Source organism: Aliarcobacter sp. (assembly GCF_041672065.1).
GTDB lineage: Bacteria > Campylobacterota > Campylobacteria > Campylobacterales > Arcobacteraceae > Aliarcobacter > Aliarcobacter skirrowii.
This window is the reverse complement of the sequence record NZ_JBAZAH010000033.1, coordinates 1-18,596: the sequence shown is the minus strand read 5'-3', so window position 1 is coordinate 18,596 and position 18,596 is coordinate 1. Positions and strand designations below refer to the sequence as shown.

Annotated in this window: 20 protein-coding genes; 11 read left to right on the top strand and 9 right to left on the bottom strand. The window is 28.9% G+C overall.

The window, feature by feature from the left end; genetic code table 11:
* Positions 1-212: 212 nt before the first annotated feature.
* On the bottom strand, positions 213-1,442 hold the full coding sequence (locus WC168_RS06335; protein WP_372618183.1) for an NAD(P)/FAD-dependent oxidoreductase: 1,230 nt from the start codon (positions 1,440-1,442) through the stop codon (positions 213-215).
* 304 nt (positions 1,443-1,746) lie between these two features.
* Here WC168_RS06335 and WC168_RS06330 point away from each other — a divergent pair, with 304 nt between their 5' ends.
* The 8 genes from WC168_RS06330 (at position 1,747) to WC168_RS06295 (ending at position 9,272) form a co-directional block, all read left to right on the top strand.
* Complete coding sequence (locus tag WC168_RS06330; RefSeq protein ID WP_279132845.1) at positions 1,747-3,015, top strand: O-acetylhomoserine aminocarboxypropyltransferase/cysteine synthase family protein; 1,269 nt, start codon at positions 1,747-1,749, stop codon at positions 3,013-3,015.
* A gap of 9 nt (positions 3,016-3,024) precedes the next feature.
* Positions 3,025-3,438 carry an Rrf2 family transcriptional regulator gene (locus WC168_RS06325; protein WP_066160001.1) on the top strand — a complete coding sequence of 138 codons (414 nt, stop codon included), beginning with the start codon at positions 3,025-3,027 and terminating at the stop codon, positions 3,436-3,438.
* 20 nt (positions 3,439-3,458) lie between these two features.
* Complete coding sequence (cysK, locus tag WC168_RS06320; protein ID WP_372618181.1) at positions 3,459-4,391, top strand: cysteine synthase A; 933 nt, start codon at positions 3,459-3,461, stop codon at positions 4,389-4,391.
* A 55-nt stretch (positions 4,392-4,446) separates the two neighbouring features.
* A complete protein-coding gene (locus WC168_RS06315; protein ID WP_066160007.1) occupies positions 4,447-4,677 on the top strand; it encodes a DUF2061 domain-containing protein in 231 nt (76 codons plus the stop codon).
* A 7-nt stretch (positions 4,678-4,684) separates the two neighbouring features.
* Positions 4,685-5,386, top strand: coding sequence for a phosphoadenylyl-sulfate reductase (locus WC168_RS06310; RefSeq protein WP_372618179.1), 702 nt, complete (start codon positions 4,685-4,687; stop codon positions 5,384-5,386).
* A 463-nt stretch (positions 5,387-5,849) separates the two neighbouring features.
* Positions 5,850-6,761, top strand: coding sequence for a sulfate adenylyltransferase subunit CysD (gene cysD, locus WC168_RS06305; protein ID WP_129098815.1), 912 nt, complete (start codon positions 5,850-5,852; stop codon positions 6,759-6,761).
* 1 nt (position 6,762) lies between these two features.
* On the top strand, positions 6,763-8,172 hold the full coding sequence (cysN, locus tag WC168_RS06300) for a sulfate adenylyltransferase subunit CysN (RefSeq protein ID WP_115588056.1): 1,410 nt from the start codon (positions 6,763-6,765) through the stop codon (positions 8,170-8,172).
* A gap of 11 nt (positions 8,173-8,183) precedes the next feature.
* Entirely contained in the window at positions 8,184-9,272 is a 1,089-nt protein-coding gene (locus WC168_RS06295; protein WP_372618177.1) for a sulfite reductase, read from the top strand.
* Positions 9,273-9,281: 9 nt separating this feature from the next.
* On the opposite strand, the gene trpB is transcribed toward WC168_RS06295, so the two are convergent.
* Positions 9,282-10,493 (bottom strand): tryptophan synthase subunit beta, encoded by a 1,212-nt coding sequence (trpB, locus tag WC168_RS06290; protein WP_066160022.1) that lies wholly within the window; start codon positions 10,491-10,493, stop codon positions 9,282-9,284.
* Positions 10,494-10,556: 63 nt separating this feature from the next.
* Here trpB and WC168_RS06285 point away from each other — a divergent pair, with 63 nt between their 5' ends.
* Both WC168_RS06285 and WC168_RS06280 read left to right on the top strand, forming a co-directional pair.
* Positions 10,557-11,846 carry a saccharopine dehydrogenase C-terminal domain-containing protein gene (locus WC168_RS06285; RefSeq protein ID WP_066355613.1) on the top strand — a complete coding sequence of 430 codons (1,290 nt, stop codon included), beginning with the start codon at positions 10,557-10,559 and terminating at the stop codon, positions 11,844-11,846.
* Between the two features lie 54 nt (positions 11,847-11,900).
* Positions 11,901-13,211: an aminotransferase class V-fold PLP-dependent enzyme gene (locus WC168_RS06280; RefSeq protein ID WP_372618175.1), complete on the top strand. Its 1,311-nt coding sequence runs from the start codon at positions 11,901-11,903 to the stop codon at positions 13,209-13,211.
* Positions 13,212-13,221: 10 nt separating this feature from the next.
* Here WC168_RS06280 and WC168_RS06275 read toward each other — a convergent pair whose 3' ends face one another.
* The gene (locus WC168_RS06275; protein ID WP_372618173.1) at positions 13,222-13,785 is read right to left on the bottom strand and encodes a hypothetical protein; all 564 of its coding nucleotides are present in this window, start codon (positions 13,783-13,785) and stop codon (positions 13,222-13,224) included.
* A gap of 351 nt (positions 13,786-14,136) precedes the next feature.
* Between WC168_RS06275 and WC168_RS06270 the strand changes: the two genes are divergently transcribed.
* The gene (locus WC168_RS06270) at positions 14,137-15,033 is read left to right on the top strand and encodes a metallophosphoesterase (RefSeq protein ID WP_372618171.1); all 897 of its coding nucleotides are present in this window, start codon (positions 14,137-14,139) and stop codon (positions 15,031-15,033) included.
* Here the strand turns inward: WC168_RS06270 and WC168_RS06265 are convergent.
* The 6 genes from WC168_RS06265 to WC168_RS06240 all read right to left on the bottom strand — a co-directional run.
* Positions 15,023-15,592 carry an SCO family protein gene (locus tag WC168_RS06265; RefSeq protein WP_372618169.1) on the bottom strand — a complete coding sequence of 190 codons (570 nt, stop codon included), beginning with the start codon at positions 15,590-15,592 and terminating at the stop codon, positions 15,023-15,025. The two genes, WC168_RS06270 and WC168_RS06265, sit on opposite strands and share 11 nt — an antisense overlap.
* Positions 15,593-15,594: 2 nt before the next feature.
* Positions 15,595-16,080: a hypothetical protein gene (locus tag WC168_RS06260; protein ID WP_066355605.1), complete on the bottom strand. Its 486-nt coding sequence runs from the start codon at positions 16,078-16,080 to the stop codon at positions 15,595-15,597.
* Between the two features lie 5 nt (positions 16,081-16,085).
* The gene (locus WC168_RS06255) at positions 16,086-16,520 is read right to left on the bottom strand and encodes a copper chaperone PCu(A)C (protein WP_372618167.1); all 435 of its coding nucleotides are present in this window, start codon (positions 16,518-16,520) and stop codon (positions 16,086-16,088) included.
* Positions 16,521-16,586: 66 nt separating this feature from the next.
* Positions 16,587-17,027, bottom strand: a complete 441-nt coding sequence (locus WC168_RS06250; RefSeq protein ID WP_066409411.1) for a hemerythrin family protein — start codon at positions 17,025-17,027, stop codon at positions 16,587-16,589.
* A gap of 67 nt (positions 17,028-17,094) precedes the next feature.
* Entirely contained in the window at positions 17,095-18,141 is a 1,047-nt protein-coding gene (locus WC168_RS06245; RefSeq protein ID WP_372618165.1) for a sulfate/molybdate ABC transporter ATP-binding protein, read from the bottom strand.
* A 15-nt stretch (positions 18,142-18,156) separates the two neighbouring features.
* Positions 18,157-18,596, bottom strand: a 440-nt coding sequence (locus WC168_RS06240; RefSeq protein WP_372618163.1) for an ABC transporter permease subunit, incomplete at its 5' end; no start/stop codon positions are given.

Sequence of the window (18,596 nt, the reverse complement as noted above, 5' to 3'; positions counted from 1 at the left end):
ATTTTAATTCTATCTTGTACAAAACTAATAGATGAGCTATATATAATTGCTGTTATAACTGTAGCTATTATAAAAATAGCTGGAAATAAAGCTAATTTTGTTTTTGTTGATAAGTTTTTAAACATAATTTTTCCTTATAAATAATTAATTTGTAAATTTTATCTATATTTGTTTATAAATTCGCTTTAACTCGCTTATCTATAAATATTTGATTAAATATTTGCCAAATTTTTCCCCACCAAATAACCACTAGCCCATGCAAAGTGAAGATTGTATCCACCTCTATTTCCTACTATATCCAAAACCTCTCCAGCAAAAAATAGATTTCTTACGATTTTACTCTCATAAGTTTTATTATCTACTTCACAAGTTCGCACTCCTCCACCACTAGCTTCCGCATGAGAAAATCCTTGAGTATCTACTACTTTTAATCTCCATGAGTTTAGCTGATGAGCAAGTGATTTTATCTGTTTTGTATTTATATCATCTGTTCTTGTGTTTATATCAATTTTAAAAATCTCTAAAAGTATTGGAGCTATTTTATTTGATACAATACCAGTTAAAATATCAACTGCTTTTTGCTTTGGTAAATTTTTAAACAAAGTTTGTATTTGATTTGCCAAATCATTTGGATTTGTTTTAGGAAAAAAATTAACTCTAAGTTCAACATCATAAAATTGAGTCAAAGCCAAAACAGCTCTTTGAGAGATATCTAAAATAGCAAATCCTGATACTCCATAAGCTGTAAACAGAACATCTCCTAAAATCTCTTCTTCAAAACTTCCATTTATATACAATCCTACACTACACTCTTTTTTTACTCCTTGAAGTTTTCCTTTGTAAGTCTCTTTTGTTTGAAGTCCAACAAGGCTTGGATATGTAGGATTAAAAGTGTGTCCAAAACTTGATGCAATTTCAAGACCAATTTGAGTTGCATTTAGTTGAGGAGCAGCAGCTAAGCCACTTGAGATTAAAACTTTATCATATGTTTTAAACTCTTTATCATTTGCATAAATAAGAAATTTATCATCTTTTTTTTCTACTTTTTGTACAAAGTGTTCACAAAAAATATTTACATTTAACTCCTCAAGAGTTAATAAAAAAAGATTTGTTACAGATTTTGCCTCATTTGAAAGAGGATAAACTTTACTATTTTCTTTAATATCAAGTAAAAGACCAATAGTTTTACAAAATTTCTCAAATGCTTTAAAATCAAACTCTTTTAGAGCAAAATCTACAAAAGTTGGATTCTCTCCTAAATAGTTTTTTGAAGATATTGAGGTATTTGAGATATTGCATCTTCCATTTCCACTTGCAAGAATTTTTTTACCTATACTTTTGTTTGCATCAAAAATATCTACTTGTAAATCTCTATTTAATCTTTTTGCAGTGATTGCAGCCATTATTCCAGCAGCTCCACCACCTATTATTGCTATTTTCAAAATTTTCCTTTAATAAAAAACTGCAAACCAAATAGTTGGTTCATCTTGACTTGTAAATTTAACTCTATGCTTTTTAAAAATATTATATTTCTTTATCAATTTATCTTCTTAATTATTGATTTCTTGGTATTTTATCAAAATATTACTTAACTAGTTTTATAAAGTTGATTAAATAACTATAGTTTAATTAAAAGCCTTATATATTCTATATCTATATAAATTTGATTAAAAAGCTTGACATTGTAAAAAAAAGATATTATAATTCCAACATATTTAAACTTGATTAATTTAAAAAGGATATAAAATGCAAAAAGATACAATAGCAATTCACACAGGATATGATAAAAAAAGTGGAAATGGAGAGATGGCAATTCCTATTTCTCAAACAACAGCTTATGCGTTTAGAGATAGTGAGCATGCGGCAAATCTGTTTGCACTAAAAGAGTTAGGACCTATTTATACAAGATTAAATAACCCTACAAACGATATTTTAGAGCAAAGATTTGCTCAACTTGAAAATGGTGCTGCTGCACTTGCTACTTCAAGTGGAGCTAGTGCAGTTTTCTACTCAATTGCAAATATAGCAGAAGCTGGAGATAATATTTTAATCTCTGATAAACTTTATGGTGGAAGTGTAACTCTGTTTCATTTCACATTAAAAAGATTTGGAATTAGTGTAAAAACTTTTAAAAGTGATGATGCTAGTGATTTAGAGAGCTTAATTGATGATAAAACAAAATGTATCTTCTTTGAATCATTATCAAACCCTCAAATTGCAATTCCAGCTATTGAAAAAATAGTTGAAGTAGCAAAAAAATATGGAATTATCACAATTTGTGACAACACAGTTGCAACAGCAGCACTATTTAACCCAATTTCATGGGGAGTTGATGTTGTTGTTCACTCTACAAGTAAATATACAAGTGGAAATGGTACAGCTTTAGGTGGAATTATTGTTGAAAGAGATGGTTTAGCAGAGTTTTTCAAACAAAATAGTGCAAGATATCCACACTTTTCAACTCCTGATGCTTCTTATCATGGACTTGTATATACAGATGTTCCTCTTCCAAACTTTTGTTTAAGAGCTAGATTATCACTATTAAGAGATATTGGAGCAACTCCTGCACCATTTAACTCATGGCTTTTAATTCAAAGTTTAGAGACTTTAAGTTTAAGAGTTGAAAAACACTCAAGCAATGCTTTAAAAGTTGCGCAGTTTTTAAAATCACATAAAAAAGTGAAAAATGTTTCTTATCCAGGATTAAAAGATGATAAATATTTTGATAAAGCTCAAAAATATTTTAAAAATGGACTTGCAAGTGGTTTAATATCATTTGAAGTAGAGAGTTTTGAAGAGGCTAAAAAAGTTATTGATAGTGCAAAACTATTTAGTGTTGTTGTAAATATCGGTGATAGTAAATCATTAATAGTTCATCCAGCTTCTACAACTCACTCACAACTAAGTGAAGAGGAGCTAAAAAAAGCAGGAGTTAGTCCTGTTACAATTAGATTGTCAATTGGACTTGAAGATACAGCTGATTTAATTGAAGATTTAAATCAAGCACTAAATTAAGAGTTTATTATGCCGTTAATTTCAACAAAGGGGGTGTATGGTTTGGCAGCTATTTATGAGTTAAGCAAACACAAAGATGATACTCCCATGCAAATAAAGGATATTTCAGCAAATGCCTCTATTCCTCAAAACTACTTGGAGCAGCTTTTAAGTAAGCTTAGACGAGCAGATTTAGTAACAAGTATTAGAGGTGCTAGAGGTGGTTATCTTTTGGCAAAAAGTTCAAAAGATATAAAAATAGTTGATATTTTAGTTGCTCTTGAAGATGATATTAAAATTGTGGATTCAAAAGTTGATAATCCAATTTTAAATCTTCTTTTTGAAGAGTCAAAAGAGAAAACAAAAAAGATTTTTGATTTAACTTTGGCTGATTTAGATAAGTACGAAGGTAAATATAACGAGTTTTTACATTACAACATTTAAAATTTAAAAAGGAATAAAAAATGAAATACGCAAACAATGTAACAGAATTAGTAGGAAATACTCCATTAGTAAAACTACAAGATGCAAGCAATATAAGTGGAGCTACAGTTTTAGGTAAATGTGAATTTATGAATCCAAGCTCAAGTGTAAAAGATAGAATTGGGACAAATATGATTCAGGATGCTTTAAAAAAAGGTGTAATAAATCAAGACTCTACTTTAATTGAACCAACAAGTGGAAATACAGGAGTTGCACTTGCAAGTGTTAGTGCAGCTTTAGGAATAAAACTAATCCTTGTAATGCCAGCTTCAATGAGTATTGAAAGAAGAAGACTTCTTCAAGCTTTAGGTGCTAAATTAGTACTGACTCCAGCTGAAAAAGGGATGAAAGGTGCTATTGAAAAAGCAAATGAGTTAAATAGTGAGATTAAAAACTCTGTAATTTTACAACAGTTTCAAAATCCATCAAATCCAGAAATTCATAGAAATACAACAGCTCAAGAGATTTTAAAAGATACAGATGGGAAAATTGATATTTTTATAGCTGGTGTTGGAACAGGTGGAACTTTAACAGGTGTTGGTGAAGTTTTAAAAGCACATAATCCAAATATAAAAATAATTGCTGTTGAGCCAGAAGCAAGTCCAGTTTTAAGTGGAGGTAACCCAGGACCACATAAGATTCAAGGAATTGGAGCTGGATTTGTACCAGATGTTTTAAATACAAAGATTTATGATGAAGTTATCAAAATTGCAAATGATGATGCAATTGAAAGCTCAAGAGAGTTAGCAAAAACTGAAGGACTTTTAGTTGGAGTATCTTCAGGTTCAAATGCACTTGCTGCTAAAATTGTTGCTTCAAGACCTGAAAACAAAGGAAAAACAATAGTTACAATTCTTTGTGATACAGGAGAGAGATATTTAAGTTCAGGTTTATATGACTATATAGAAGAGTAATCTTCTATATAACATATTTTAATTTTTCTTTTAGAAATTATAAAAAAGGTTGAATATGCATGAAAAACCTTATAGATCAGTAGCAAAAACTATCTCTTGGAGAACAGTTGGAACACTAGATACTATAATCATTTCCTATTTTATTACGGGAAATTTAGTTATGGCTGCTTCAATTGGTTCAATTGAAGTTATTACAAAAATGATTTTATACTATTTTCATGAAAGAGTTTGGAATAAACTAAAATTTGGAATAGTAAAACCAACAGCAAACGATTATCAAATTTAGGATTTTTATGAGTTTAGATTTATTAAAAGAACTTGAGGAAAAAATTTTCTCTTTAAATACAAGTGAATTAATCAAGTATGTTTTAGATAATTATAAAAATGTAGCTTTTAGTTCAAGTTTAGGTGCAGAAGACCAAGTTTTAACAGATATGATATTTAAAGTAAATAAAAATAGTAGAGTATTTACTCTTGATACTGGAAGATTACATAGTGAAACTTACAAAGTTTTAGATGAGACAAATTTAAAATATGGTGTAAAAATAGAGGTATTTTTTCCAAAATTTGAAGATGTTGAAAACTTATATAAAGTTCAAGGTGTAAATGGTCACTTTGAAAGTATTGATAAGAGAAAAAATTGCTGTAATATTAGAAAAATAGAGCCTTTGAAAAGAGCTTTAAAAAATGTTGATATCTGGATTACAGGGCTTAGAGCATCTCAAAGTGTTACAAGAACCAATATGCCAATAGTTGAATGGGATGAAAATTTTAAAGTTATAAAACTAAACTCACTTATAAACTGGAGCGAAGATGATGTTTGGAATTATATAAAAGAGAATAAAGTTCCATACAATAAACTACACGATAATGGCTTTCCAAGTATTGGTTGTGAACCTTGTACAAGAGCTATAAAACAAGGTGAGGATATAAGAGCTGGAAGATGGTGGTGGGAAAACCCAGAGCATAAAGAGTGTGGGCTTCATAAGAAGTGATTTTTTGTTTTTATTTCATACTTTTTAAAAAAGTATGCAAAATCGGAACACGGTTGCCTTTTTAGGGATTTTTTTTAATAAATTTCTAAAAATGAAAAACTTGCAAACTAAAGTTTGCTTCAAACAGTTTCATTTTTTTAACGAAATTTATCTCAAAAATCTTTTCCTAAAAAGACAAAGTGTCCCTTGCTAAGGCAAATGAATTGCCTAACGGCAATAGTTTTTTATATCCAAAGGAGAGCAACAACTAGCCTTTGGCAAAAGTTTGCATTTTCAAAATAGCGTTAAAAAAAATTTATATAAAGTTCGTTAAAAAATTTGAACTGTTTGAGCTAAGCGAGTTTTCAAATTTTAGAACTGTTATAGATTTTTTAGCTATTTTGAAACGAGCAAACGATTTTCTTTTGGTACTTTTCTTTATAAAAAGAAAAAGTACACACACAAATTAAAGAGGAGAAAATAGATGTTAGATACAAAACAACTAACACATTTAAAACAACTAGAAGCTGAATCAATTCATATAATTAGAGAAGTTGTTGCAGAGTTTGATAACCCTGTTATGATGTATAGTGTAGGAAAAGATTCGGCTGTAATGCTTCATTTAGCACTAAAAGCCTTTGCTCCTGCAAAATTACCATTTCCACTTTTACATGTGGATACTTTATGGAAATTTAAAGAGATGATAGAGTTTAGAGATAAAAGAGCAAAAGAAGAGGGATTTGAACTAATAGTGCATACAAATCCTGAAGGTATTGAGATGAATATTAGCCCTTTTACTCACGGAAGTGCAGTGCACACTGATATTATGAAAACTCAAGGTTTAAAACAAGCCTTAAATAAATATAAGTTTGATGCTGTTTTTGGAGGAGCTAGAAGGGATGAGGAAAAATCTAGGGCAAAAGAGAGAATCTACTCTTTTAGAGATAAAAATCACAGATGGGATCCAAAAAATCAGAGACCAGAACTTTGGAATATATATAATGCAAGAGTTCATAAAGATGAGAGTATTAGAGTTTTTCCACTTTCAAACTGGACAGAACTTGATATTTGGCAATATATCTACTTGGAGCAAATTCCAATAGTTCCATTATATTTTGCAGCTTCACGACCAGTAGTTCTTAAAGATGGTGTAAAAATCATGGTTGATGATGACAGAATGCCAATTGAAAAAGATGATGTTATAAAAGAGGAGATGGTTAGATTTAGAACTTTAGGATGTTATCCACTAACTGGAGCTGTAAATTCAACTGCTACAACACTACCTGAGATTATTCAAGAGATGCTTTTAACAAAAACGAGTGAAAGACAAGGAAGGGTAATAGATAATGATAGTGCTGGATCTATGGAGAAGAAAAAAATAGAAGGGTATTTTTAAGATGAGTATATTAGAAGAAAAAATTGCAAAAGATATAGAGAGTTATTTAAAAGAGCATGAGAATAAACAGCTTCTTAGATTTATAACTTGTGGAAATGTTGATGATGGAAAATCTACTTTAATTGGAAGATTGCTTCATGACTCAAAGATGATTTTTGAAGATCAATTAGCAACTATAAAAAAAGATAGTAAAAAAAACAATACTACAAACAATGAGTTTGATCTATCTTTGCTTGTTGATGGTTTACAAAGCGAAAGAGAGCAAGGAATTACTATTGATGTTGCTTATAGATATTTTACAACTGATAAAAGAAAGTTTATTATTGCAGATACTCCAGGTCATGAGCAATATACAAGAAATATGGCAACGGGAGCTAGTACAGCAAACTTAGCAATTATTTTAATAGATGCTAGATATGGAGTTCAAACTCAAACGAAAAGGCACTCTTTTATAAATAAGCTTTTAGGAATAAATCATATTGTAATTGCTGTAAACAAAATGGATTTAATGGATTTTAGAGAAGATGTTTTTAATAAAATTAAAGAGGATTATCTAAAATTTGCAAAAGAGTTAGGTCTTACAAACAACATTACATTAATTCCTCTATCTGCACTAAATGGTGATAATGTAGTTGAAAGAAGTGACAAATCACCTTGGTACAAAGGTGCTACTTTGATGGAACATTTAGAAAATGTAGAGATTCATAATGATAGAGATTTAACACACTTTAGATTTCCAGTTCAATATGTAAATAGACCAAATTTAAATTTTAGAGGATTTTGTGGAACAATTGCAAGTGGAGTTATAAAAGTTGGTGATGAGATAACAGTTTTACCATCACATAAAAGCTCAAAAGTAAAAGAGATTGTAACTTATGATGGAAATTTGCCTTATGCATATGCGCAGCAAGCAGTTACAATTACACTTGAAGATGAGATTGATATTAGTCGTGGTGATGTAATTGTAAAAAGTGATGAACAAGCTGATGAAGCAAACAATTTTGATGTTGATATTGTATGGTTAAGTGAAGATCCACTAATAAAAGGAAAACAATATTTTATTAAAAGAGCAACAACTACAACAGTTGGAACTATTAGTCAATTTTATTATAAAACAGATGTAAACACATTGGAAAGAAGTGCAACAAATACTCTAAACTTAAATGAGATAGCAAGAGCTAAACTTGATTTAGAGCAAATAATTGCATACGATATTTATGATAAAATAAAAACAATGGGAAGCTTTATAATAATAGATAGAGTTACAAACAACACTGTTGGTGCTGGTATGATTAGATCAAAATCAAGTGATCAAAGTAAAAAAGATAGCTCTTATAGTGCTTTTGAGATTGAGTTTAATGCACTTGTGCGAAAACACTTTCCACACTGGGAGTGCAAAGAGATTTTTTAGTAGGAGTTTAAATGTCTGCGGTTATAAATATTGAAAAACTAAAAAAAGATAGATTAAGCGATGATATAATCGCGAAACTGTTCTACCACATAGTTTTTTCTGAAAAGATTTCAAATGAAGATTTGGAGCTTTTTAAATGGTATGGAGTCTATGCAAAAGACTCTTTACAAGAGGCTTTTTCTTTAAGAGTTCCTATAAATTTAGGAGAGTTGGGATTAAAAGAGTTAAAAGAGATTTTAAAAATCTCAAAAGAGTTTTCAAATGAGTCATTAAATATTTTGCCTTGTCAAAAAATAGAGTTTGAAGATATAAAACTTTTTAATCTTCCTAAAATTTTTAATATTTTAAAAGAGGTAAAACTATCTAGTTTTTTTGAATCAAGTCATAGTATAAAAAGAGTTTTAACATGCCCTGCAAATAGAGTTGATAGCACTCAAATATATGATGTTGAAGAGATTGCAAATAAGATAAATGATACTTTTGTAGCAAACAAAAACTTTTTTAATCTTCCAAACTCTTTACAAATATCAATTAGTGGATACGAAGAGGGTTGTGATATTGGATTTACTCCTGATATAAGTTTTAATGCAACAAAAGATGAGAGTGGTAAAATTGTATTTGCAGTTAAAATATTGGATATATATATTGGATATATAAATGCTTCAAAAATAATACATACAACAAGAGCAATTGCGAATATTTATAAAGATTTTGGACCTAGAGATGAGAAATCAGAAAATAGTTTCAAAGATTTTATAGATAGTATCTCTTTGAGTGTATTTGTTGATATTTTAAGTTCAATGCTAGATTTTAAATTTAAAAGCACTCTTTTTATAAATCGATCAGAAATTCCAAGAAAACCTAGAATGGGAATAAACAAAAGTTCACAAGATGGTTTTTCATATGTTGGATGTAAGGTTAAAAATTCAAAAATCTCAAGTAAAAATTTTGAAATTTTTATAAACAGTTTAGAAAAGAGCGAAGCAACAAAAATAAAACTTACGCACAAAGCAAATATTATTATTCTTGATGTTCCATCAAAAAATGCCCAAAATCTAGTTGAAGAGCTATCTTCTATTGGTTTTGAAGCTAAGAGTTAAGCTAAAAGCTTAAACTCTTGGATAGTTTTCAATTATAAAATCTATATCCTTCTCCCCTCTTCCACTTAAATTTACTAAAATAGATTTTCCAAAGTTCTCTTTCTCTTTTGCCCATTTCATAGCAAATGCAACAGCATGAGCAGATTCAAGTGCTGGAATAATTCCCTCGCTTCTTGAAAGAGTATAAAAAGCTTCTATTGACTCCTCATCACTACAAAGTCCAACTTTTGTTCTTTTTATACTACTTAAATATGCATGCTCAGGACCAACAGATGGGTAATCTATTCCACTTGCAATTGAATGAACAGCAGCTGGTTCTCCATTTTCATCACTTAGCATAATAGAGTTAAATCCATGCATAACTCCCTCTTTTCCATAAGTAATACTTGCACTATGTTCACCTAACTTAGAGCCTTTACCAGCTGGTTCTATTGCATATAAATCAACACTATCTTCAATAAATGCACTAAAGATTCCCATAGCATTACTTCCACCACCAACACAAGCTGCTATTGCATCTGGAAGTTTTCCAGTCATCTCTAAAAACTGCTCTTTAGCTTCAATTCCCACTACACTTTGGAAATCTCTTACCATCTTTGGAAATGGATGAGGACCAACTACGCTTCCAATTGCAAACATAGAGTTTTTTGTATCACTTAAATAGCTCTCAAAAGCACTATCAACAGCCTCTTTTAAAGTTTTTAATCCTTTTGACACAGGCACAACTTTTGCTCCAAGAATTTTCATTTTTACAACATTTGGATGCTCTTTTTTAATATCAACTTCACCCATGTGAATTTCACACTCTAATCCAAAATATGCTGCAGCAGTTGCAAGTGCAACACCATGTTGCCCAGCACCTGTTTCAGCTATTAATTTTTTCTTACCCAAATATTTTGCTAGTAGTGCTTCAGCCATACAGTGATTTAATTTATGAGCCCCTGTATGATTCAAATCCTCTCTTTTAAGATAAATTCTAGCTCCATCTATTGACTCAGAAAGATTTTTACAATATGTAATTGGAGTTGGTCTTCCTTGATAATATTTTCTAATCTTTTTTAACTCATTTAGAAATTCAAAATCATTTGATAGCTTTTTATAAGCCTCATTTATCTCATTAAATGGCTCTTCAAGTTGTGGTGGGATAAAAGATCCTCCAAATTTACCAAAAAACCCATTTTCATCTGGAAAAGTTTGTAAATATGGTCTATTTCTTTGCATATTAAGTACCTTTAAAATAAAATACAAAAATATATCATATTTTAAATAATTTTAGGGGTTTATATGAGAGTAGTTTTTTTTGGTTTAGGTGCGGTTTCAAGTGTTATGGCAACACTTTTTGATGAACTTTCAAATAAAAGTGAAAATAGTTTTGTAGATTTTTTATTTATAGTGCGAGACAAAAGAAGAGCAAAAAAACATCTATTTAAAAATAGCAAGCTTTTAAATAAATCAGATTTTTTAGAAGTATCAAACTTTGAAGAGATTTTTTCAAATCCAGAAAAATATAAAAAAGAGTTAAAAAATTTTGATATCTTTATAAATAGCTCAACTCCTTCTTATAATTTAAGTATTATGAAACTTGCAATTGAGTTTAATACAAACTATGCTGATTTGGCAAGTGATATTTACAAAAATGAAGTTATAAACTCTTTAAAATTTGAGCAACAATCACTTGAAGATGAGTTAAAAAGTAAAAATCTATTTGCACTTATAAACCTAGGAATATCTCCTGGAATAACAAATTTTTTAATAGGCGAAAAAATTGACTCTTTGTCATCTTTACCACACAATATAAAAATCACAAAAATAGAGATAAATCTGCTAGAAGAGATACAATCAAAAAAACTAATCTTTTCATGGTCACCAAAAGTTGCTATTGATGAACTTACATTCTCACCAATATTTTTTAAAAACAATAAAATAAAACAGCTCGCACCATTTGCAAAATCAAAACCATATAAGTTTCCATATTTTAGAAATATTGTAGATGTTTATCCAGTATTTCAAGAGGAGCTTATATCTTTAAAACAAAGTTTTCCTAATATAAAAAATATTAGATTAAACATTGGTGGAAATGAGCTTGAACTTATGAAAAGTCTATATCAACTAAATCTTTTCTCAAATACATATTGCTTTGAAGACAAAGAGGAAAAAATATCAATAAATAAGATAATCAAAAATATAATTCCAAAGATGAAAAGTCCTGAAGTAATAGAGGATTATATAAAAAAGAAGACTATAAAATATGCAGAGTTTAGTGCAATAGCTGATATATATTTAGAGATAAAAACAAAAGATGATAAAAAAATAAAAAGTATAGAATCAATTGGTCTATCTTTTAGTAAATATACAGAGCTTATAAATAGCCCTTTTTCTGGCTCTACATATATTTCATATGCTACAGGAGTTGCAGCTGGAATTTTAATCTTCTATTCACTTTTAAACAAAAAATATCTAAAAGGTGTAGTTTTAAGTGAAAATCTTCCAAAAATATTTGGTGGTTTTACAAATGATATTATTAAAAGAGAGCTAAACAACTATAAAATCAATCTAATAAGTCAAATTAAATAAAAATAAGATAAAATTATAACTTTTATAAAAGATTATAATTGTAAAGAGATTTTTATGCAAAAAGATATTTTTAGACCATTTTTAAATGAAAATGTAGATGTTATTAACTATTTAAGATACAACACAATTGGAAAAAACAAAGAGAAATACTTTGATTTTACAGCCTCAGGATTGGCGTTTAGACCAATAGAGAATCGAATACATGAAGTTTTAGAATACTACGCAAATACTCACTCAAAAGAGAGTACAAATGCAAAAATTACTACAAAATATTATGAAGGTGCAAAACAAAGCCTTAGAAACTCTTTAGCACTTGATGATGATTTTGTAGTTTTACCAAGTGGTTTTGGAGCAACGGGGGCTATAAAAAAACTTCAAGAGATTTTGGGACTTTATATTCCACCAAAAACTAAAGAGAGATTAAAACAAAAAGGATTAAAAGATATTAAAAAATCTATGCCTTTGGTAATTGTAGGACCTTATGAACACCACTCAAATGAGATATCATTTAGAGAATCACTAGCTCTTACAAAGAGAGTAAAACTTACAAGTGAAGGTTTAATTGATTTAAAACACCTCAAAAAGATACTTGAAAAAAATAAAAATAGAGAGATTATTGGTTCATTTACAATTGCTTCAAATGTTACAGGAATAATTACTTGCTATAAAAAAGTTTCAAAGTTATTGCGAAAATATAATGCAACTGTATGTTTTGATGCAGCAGCTTCAAGTCCTTATATCAATATTCCTTGCAAATATTATGATGCACTCTATTTATCACCGCATAAACTTTTGGGTGGAGTTGGATCTTGTGGTATATTAATTGTAAAAAAATCTTTAGTAGATACAAAACTTTCACCAACATTTTGTGGTGGTGGAACTGTAAAATATGTGAATAAATCTATTCAAATATATGAAGATGATATAGAGACTAGAGAAGATGCTGGAACACCACCTATTACTCAACTAATAAGAGCAGCTTTAGCTTATCAACTTAGAAATGAGATTGGATTAGAGTTTATAAAAAACAAAAAAGAGGAGCTTTTAAGCTATTTGTTAAAAGAGCTTGAGGATATTGATGATTTATTAATTTATGGTGTAAAAGATGCCCCAAATATTGGTATTGTATCTTTTAATATAAAAGATTTTAATCCTTATTTGCTTTGTGAAAATCTTGCAAATAAAGAAAACTTCCAAACAAGAGCTGGTTGTTCATGTGCTGGACCTTATGGGCATGATTTATTAGGACTTAAAAAAGTATCTATGAAAAATCGACCAGGATGGCTTAGAGTTGGTGTTCATTTTACAGAAACCAAAGATGAGATAAAAGCTTTGGTTGATGAGATTAAAAAGTTTTTAAAATAGTTTAACTATTTTAAAACCTATAATTTATAGTTGCATAAAAATCAATAACTCTATCAAGCTTATATTTTACATCAGCACCATTCTCTTTATAATTTTTATCTATATCATATTTTGTAAATTTAGTCCCAATCTCTAACTCTAAATTATGAGCAATATCATTTAAAATTCCAAATTGTGCTCCATATGCAAAATCTGTTGCATTTGAGCCTTCAAGACTCTTTTTCTCAACATTTGTAAATCCTAAATGTGCTCCTAAAAATAGCTTTGACCTACTATAATCTATTGGCAATATATAATCAAAAGCACCAAGAAAAGTGTTTATTCTTGTACCACTTAAATATGATGGATTATAAATAAATGAAACTCTTCTAAAATCCTCTATCACAACTCCAGCTTTTAAAATAAGCAAAGTAGATGTATCCGTACCATCTTCATTTTTACTTCCACCTTTTTCACTCTGTTTTACAAAACCAAGTCCAGTTCCAACTCCTACAAAAGTATCAGTATTAAAACTCATAGCAGAAGAGTTCATAGCAAAAAAGATTATAAAACTTGAAATTATTTTTTTAAACATATCTATCTCTTTTTATTAAAATTTAGCAAAGATTATATTTATTTGTTTGTTATATAAAGGTTAAATTATATATTTGATTAACTCTTTATTTAAATACTATTAATCAAATATATTTATAATTTCTTCATGAGTTTTGTGATTTTTTTCTCAGTTTATCTGATAGCCTTCTCTTTTCAAACCTATATAATTAAAAAACGGTTTATCGATAAACTAGATTTTAAACATAAAACTAGGAAGTATTTTAGCTTTGTATTATATTTAACATTTTTTGGTGCTCTTTTGTACCCACTTGCTAGATACTTTCCACTAGTGCCAAACTGGCTCTATTTTCTCCTTTCCTTACCAATTGGGGTGATATTCTTAACATTTATTATCACTATTTTTCATGACATCATCTCAATTGGTTTCAAAAAATCAAAACTATCAACAAAAAGACGAAACTTTTTCAAAAAAACACTTGATATTGGTGCAACATCACTTATTTTGGCGACAAATCTAAAAGCCATGGATAATGCTAGAAATATTGAGCTAGAAGTTGTAGATGTAAAAATTAAAAATCTAAAAAAACCATATAAAATAGTTCAAATAAGCGATATACATATTGGTGGATTGATTGATAAAGATTTTATAAAAGATTTAGTAGCAAAGATAAATATTTTAACACCCGATATTGTTGTAATAACTGGTGACTTAGTGGATACCAAACTAAAGTTTGCAAAAGCTGCTTTAGATGAGTTAAAAAATATAAATACAGTTTATGGAACATACTTTATAGTTGGAAATCATGAGTATTTTCATGGAGTTAAACCAATAATTGATTATGTAAACTCTTTAGGAATAAAAACTTTAGAGAATGAAAATGTCTATATTGGAGAGGAAAATCAAGGCTTTTATTTAGCTGGAGTTTATGATAGATTTGGTTTTAGATATGGCTCATATATTCCAGATATAAATAAAGCTTTAGAAAATTGCGAAAATCATCCAACAGTTCTTTTGGCTCATCAACCAAAATATATAAACACTTTAGAAGATACACAAAATATAGATTTGATTTTATGTGGACACACTCACGGTGGACAGATTTTTCCATTTAATTTTTTAGTAAAACTTGAACAACCTTATGTAAAAGGTTTAAATACTCACAATGAACATACGCAAGTTTATGTAAATAAAGGAACTGGATTTTGGGGACCACCAATGAGATTGGGGGCTAGCAGCGAGATAACTATCCTTAATCTTATAGGATAGTTTTTAAAATCTCCTCTATTTTTGTTGGATTTGAGAAGTGGTCAATTTTTGATACAAATTTTCCATCTTTATCAAAAATATAGATATATGAAGTGTGAGCAACAGAGTAATCCATAGCAGAACCCTCTAAAACAACTTTTTCATAATATGAACCATATCTTTTTGTAAGATCATCTATATACTCTTTATTTGAAGTTGCTCCAATAAAATTTTTGTGAAAATATTTTGCATAGTTTTTTATATTTTCTAAACTATCTCTTTGTGGATCAACACTTACAAAAATTCCAACAAAATCTTCGATTTGTGAACTATCGAACTTATTTAAAGCAAATGCCAAAGAGCTTAAAGATGTAGGGCAAACATCAGGACAAAATGTATATCCAAAATATAAAGCTACAACTTTACCTTTAAAATCATCTTTAGATATTTTGCCATCGTGAGTATCTAAAATAAAATCATAAGTTTTTCTCTCTTTATAATCATCTACATAAGGTTTTAAAATAACTATTAAAATAACAGATACCAAAAAAATAGCTAAAATCTTAAATAAAAATTTCATTTTTATATCCTCGTTTCAAACTGAAATCTTGCACCAATTGAGTGTGTAGTTTTATCTACTATTATATCTGCATTCCACTTCATATTATCAACATAACATGTAGGTAAAGTTCCAATAGCTTCATAATTTCCATCTCCTAAATTTTTAATATCCAAAAAATACTCTCCCATATACATAGTTGTTGAATAGATATTTAAAGTTAAGTTTTTTAGGTTTGGATTATTACTTTTTATAGAAAATGTAATCTCTTTCATAAGTGGAATCTCTTTTGGATCAACACTTAAAATAAACTCCGTACCATCTTGAATTACAATTTTGCAAGACTCTTTTTTTAAATTACAAGAGCTATCTTGAGTTACATAATCAACATCTCCTTTAAATGATTGAATAAGTTGATTAAAATCGATTAGAAAATATGTGCCTACAATAAAAAGTACAACAACTATTGAGATTATTGTACTTTTTAGACTATTATTTTGTTTTTCCATAAATATTAGTGGTGTTTCATTCCACTCATTACAGATTTAACATCTGCAACAACTTTTTGTTTTGAACCATCGTTAAACTCTAATTCAATCTCAACTTTATCTCCAACATTTAAAGAGTTATGAAGTCCTATTAACATAATGTGTAAACCACCTGGTTTTAAAACAGTTGTACTTTTTGCTTTTATATCAATTTGAGGAATCTCATACATAGTCATAACACCATTTTTCATATCATGAGTATGAAGTTCAACAACATTTGCTACATTTGAAGTCGCTTTTACAATTGCCACATCTTTGTTTGATTTGTTTTCCAAAACCATAAAAGCGGCACTATTTTTCATATTTGGTGGAGTAGCTCTTGCATAAGCATCTTTTACTTCAATAGTTGAAGCCGTTAGAAATGTTGCTGCTAGTGAGATTAGAAGTAGAATTTTTTTCATATTAACACCTTTTTTTCTTTGAATAGTATTAAAGAAGTGTTAATTTAATGTTAATTTTGTAAAAAATTACATCATTGAACATGGACTCATTCCTGTTTTAAAAAATCTTGCTGTTACAGTATCCATAGATTTTATATGATTTATAAGCCAATTTACTAAATCATATTCAATATAGTTTTTTAAAGACTCTATATCTTTGTTTTGATAGAAATCTTCCCAAACCTCTTTTATCTCTTTTATATTTTTATCGTGTTCACCTTTGTGAAAAGGGTAAGCAAAAAAACCTCTTTTTTGCATCTCATCCTCTTCTGTTTTAAAGTGATTAACTGTATGGTTTATCCAAGATAAATAAGATTTTTTTAGATTCTGTAAATTATCATTTGAGTTGTTTTTTTCATACACCAAAATATCTTCATAGATTTTATTTATTAAATCAACATCTTCAAAATGTGTGTTATTCATAAAATCTTCATCAACCAAAGGCAGACTATTTTTATCTATTAGCATATTCTCTCCTTAAAATTAAAATCTAATTTTACATAATAAATAAAAAAGAGGTGTTGATAAACATCAATTAAATCCCAGCCCCATCTTCAAAACTTCTTAATTTTCTTGTTCTAATTCCTACTATATCACCTTTTTTTATATTTTTATCACTAAATTCATAGTGTGCCAACTCAACTAAAACAACTCTTTTTTCATCATTTAAATATGTAAGTTCAACTTTTACAAAAGACCCTGCTAGTTGAATATATTTTATTTTTGCATGAATTATTGCTTCACTATCATTTATATCTACAATTTCCAATTCATGAGGACGAATAAGATACTTATTATCTGTTGTATCTTCTATATTAGCACCATCTTCTATCTCTCTTGCGTGAAATAGATTTACATTTCCTAAAAAGTTGATTACAAACTCATTTTTAGGATTATGAAATACTTCTTCAGGAGTTCCTATTTGCTCAATTTTCCCTTTGTTTATTACAACAATTCTATTAGCAACTTCAAGCGCTTCTTCTTGGTCATGAGTTACCAAAATAGTTGTAATTCCAAGCTCCTCTTGAAGCTCTTTTAACCATCTTCTTAAATCAGTTCGCACCTTTGCATCAAGCGCACCAAAAGGTTCATCAAGTAATAATACTTTTGGTTCAACTGCCAAAGCTCTTGCTAAAGCGACTCTTTGTCTCTGACCACCAGATAGTTGCCAAGGAAATCTTGAAGCAAAGCCATCAAGTTGGATTAGTTTTAAAAGTTTCGTAACTTTCTCTTCTATCTCTTTGTTGCTAAGTCTTTGTTTTTTAGGTTTTACTCTAAGTCCAAAAGCTATATTTTCAAATACAGTCATATGTCTAAAAAGTGCATAATGTTGGAATACAAATCCAATATCTCTATCTTTAATATCTTTTTTAGCAACATCAATATTGTTAAATAATATTTCACCTTTATCTATGATATCAACCGTTTCAAGTCCTGCAATCATTCTTAAAAGTGTTGTTTTTCCACTTCCTGAAGGTCCTAAAAGTGCTAATAATTCACCTTCAACAATATCTAAATTGATATTTTCCAATGCTTTGAAATTTCCAAAATATTTTGTTAAATTTTTTACTTCTATTTTCATTTTTTATTTCCTGCTTTATTCTTCATTATCTAATTTTTTAATTTTTCTTTGTACTTTCCACTCTAAAATGTATTTTAAAACAAGAGTTAAAAGTGCTAATATCGCCAAAAGTGTTGAAACTGCAAAAGCTGCAACAAAGTTGTATTCGTTGTATAAAATCTCAACTTGTAGTGGCATAGTGTTTGTAACACCTTGAATATGCCCTGAAACAACAGAAACAGCTCCAAATTCACCCATTGCTCTTGCATTACATAAAATTACTCCATAAAGAAGTCCCCATTTTATATTTGGTAAAGTAACTTTTAAAAATGTTTGAAATCCACTAGCACCCAAAAGAAGTGCAGCTTGTTCTTCATCATTTCCCATCTCTTGCATTAAAGGAATTAGCTCACGTGCCACAAATGGAAATGTTACAAATATAGTTGCAAGTACAATTCCAGGAACTGCAAAAATTA

Bases quoted from the DNA above. Each gene is read 5' to 3' on its own strand.
- trpB (WP_066160022.1), bottom strand. From the start codon at position 10,493: ATGCAAAGAAATAGACCATATTTACAAACTTTTCCAGATGAAAATGGG.
- WC168_RS06245 (WP_372618165.1), bottom strand. From the start codon at position 18,141: ATGAAAATAGAAGTAAAAAATTTAACAAAATATTTTGGAAATTTCAAA.
- cysK (WP_372618181.1), top strand. From the start codon at position 3,459: ATGAAATACGCAAACAATGTAACAGAATTAGTAGGAAATACTCCATTA.
- cysD (WP_129098815.1), top strand. From the start codon at position 5,850: ATGTTAGATACAAAACAACTAACACATTTAAAACAACTAGAAGCTGAA.
- WC168_RS06325 (WP_066160001.1), top strand. From the start codon at position 3,025: ATGCCGTTAATTTCAACAAAGGGGGTGTATGGTTTGGCAGCTATTTAT.
- WC168_RS06295 (WP_372618177.1), top strand. From the start codon at position 8,184: ATGTCTGCGGTTATAAATATTGAAAAACTAAAAAAAGATAGATTAAGC.
- WC168_RS06280 (WP_372618175.1), top strand. From the start codon at position 11,901: ATGCAAAAAGATATTTTTAGACCATTTTTAAATGAAAATGTAGATGTT.
- cysN (WP_115588056.1), top strand. From the start codon at position 6,763: ATGAGTATATTAGAAGAAAAAATTGCAAAAGATATAGAGAGTTATTTA.
- WC168_RS06265 (WP_372618169.1), bottom strand. From the start codon at position 15,592: ATGAAATTTTTATTTAAGATTTTAGCTATTTTTTTGGTATCTGTTATT.
- WC168_RS06250 (WP_066409411.1), bottom strand. From the start codon at position 17,027: ATGCTAATAGATAAAAATAGTCTGCCTTTGGTTGATGAAGATTTTATG.
- WC168_RS06260 (WP_066355605.1), bottom strand. From the start codon at position 16,080: ATGGAAAAACAAAATAATAGTCTAAAAAGTACAATAATCTCAATAGTT.
- WC168_RS06275 (WP_372618173.1), bottom strand. From the start codon at position 13,785: ATGTTTAAAAAAATAATTTCAAGTTTTATAATCTTTTTTGCTATGAAC.
- WC168_RS06255 (WP_372618167.1), bottom strand. From the start codon at position 16,520: ATGAAAAAAATTCTACTTCTAATCTCACTAGCAGCAACATTTCTAACG.
- WC168_RS06330 (WP_279132845.1), top strand. From the start codon at position 1,747: ATGCAAAAAGATACAATAGCAATTCACACAGGATATGATAAAAAAAGT.
- WC168_RS06315 (WP_066160007.1), top strand. From the start codon at position 4,447: ATGCATGAAAAACCTTATAGATCAGTAGCAAAAACTATCTCTTGGAGA.
- WC168_RS06285 (WP_066355613.1), top strand. From the start codon at position 10,557: ATGAGAGTAGTTTTTTTTGGTTTAGGTGCGGTTTCAAGTGTTATGGCA.
- WC168_RS06310 (WP_372618179.1), top strand. From the start codon at position 4,685: ATGAGTTTAGATTTATTAAAAGAACTTGAGGAAAAAATTTTCTCTTTA.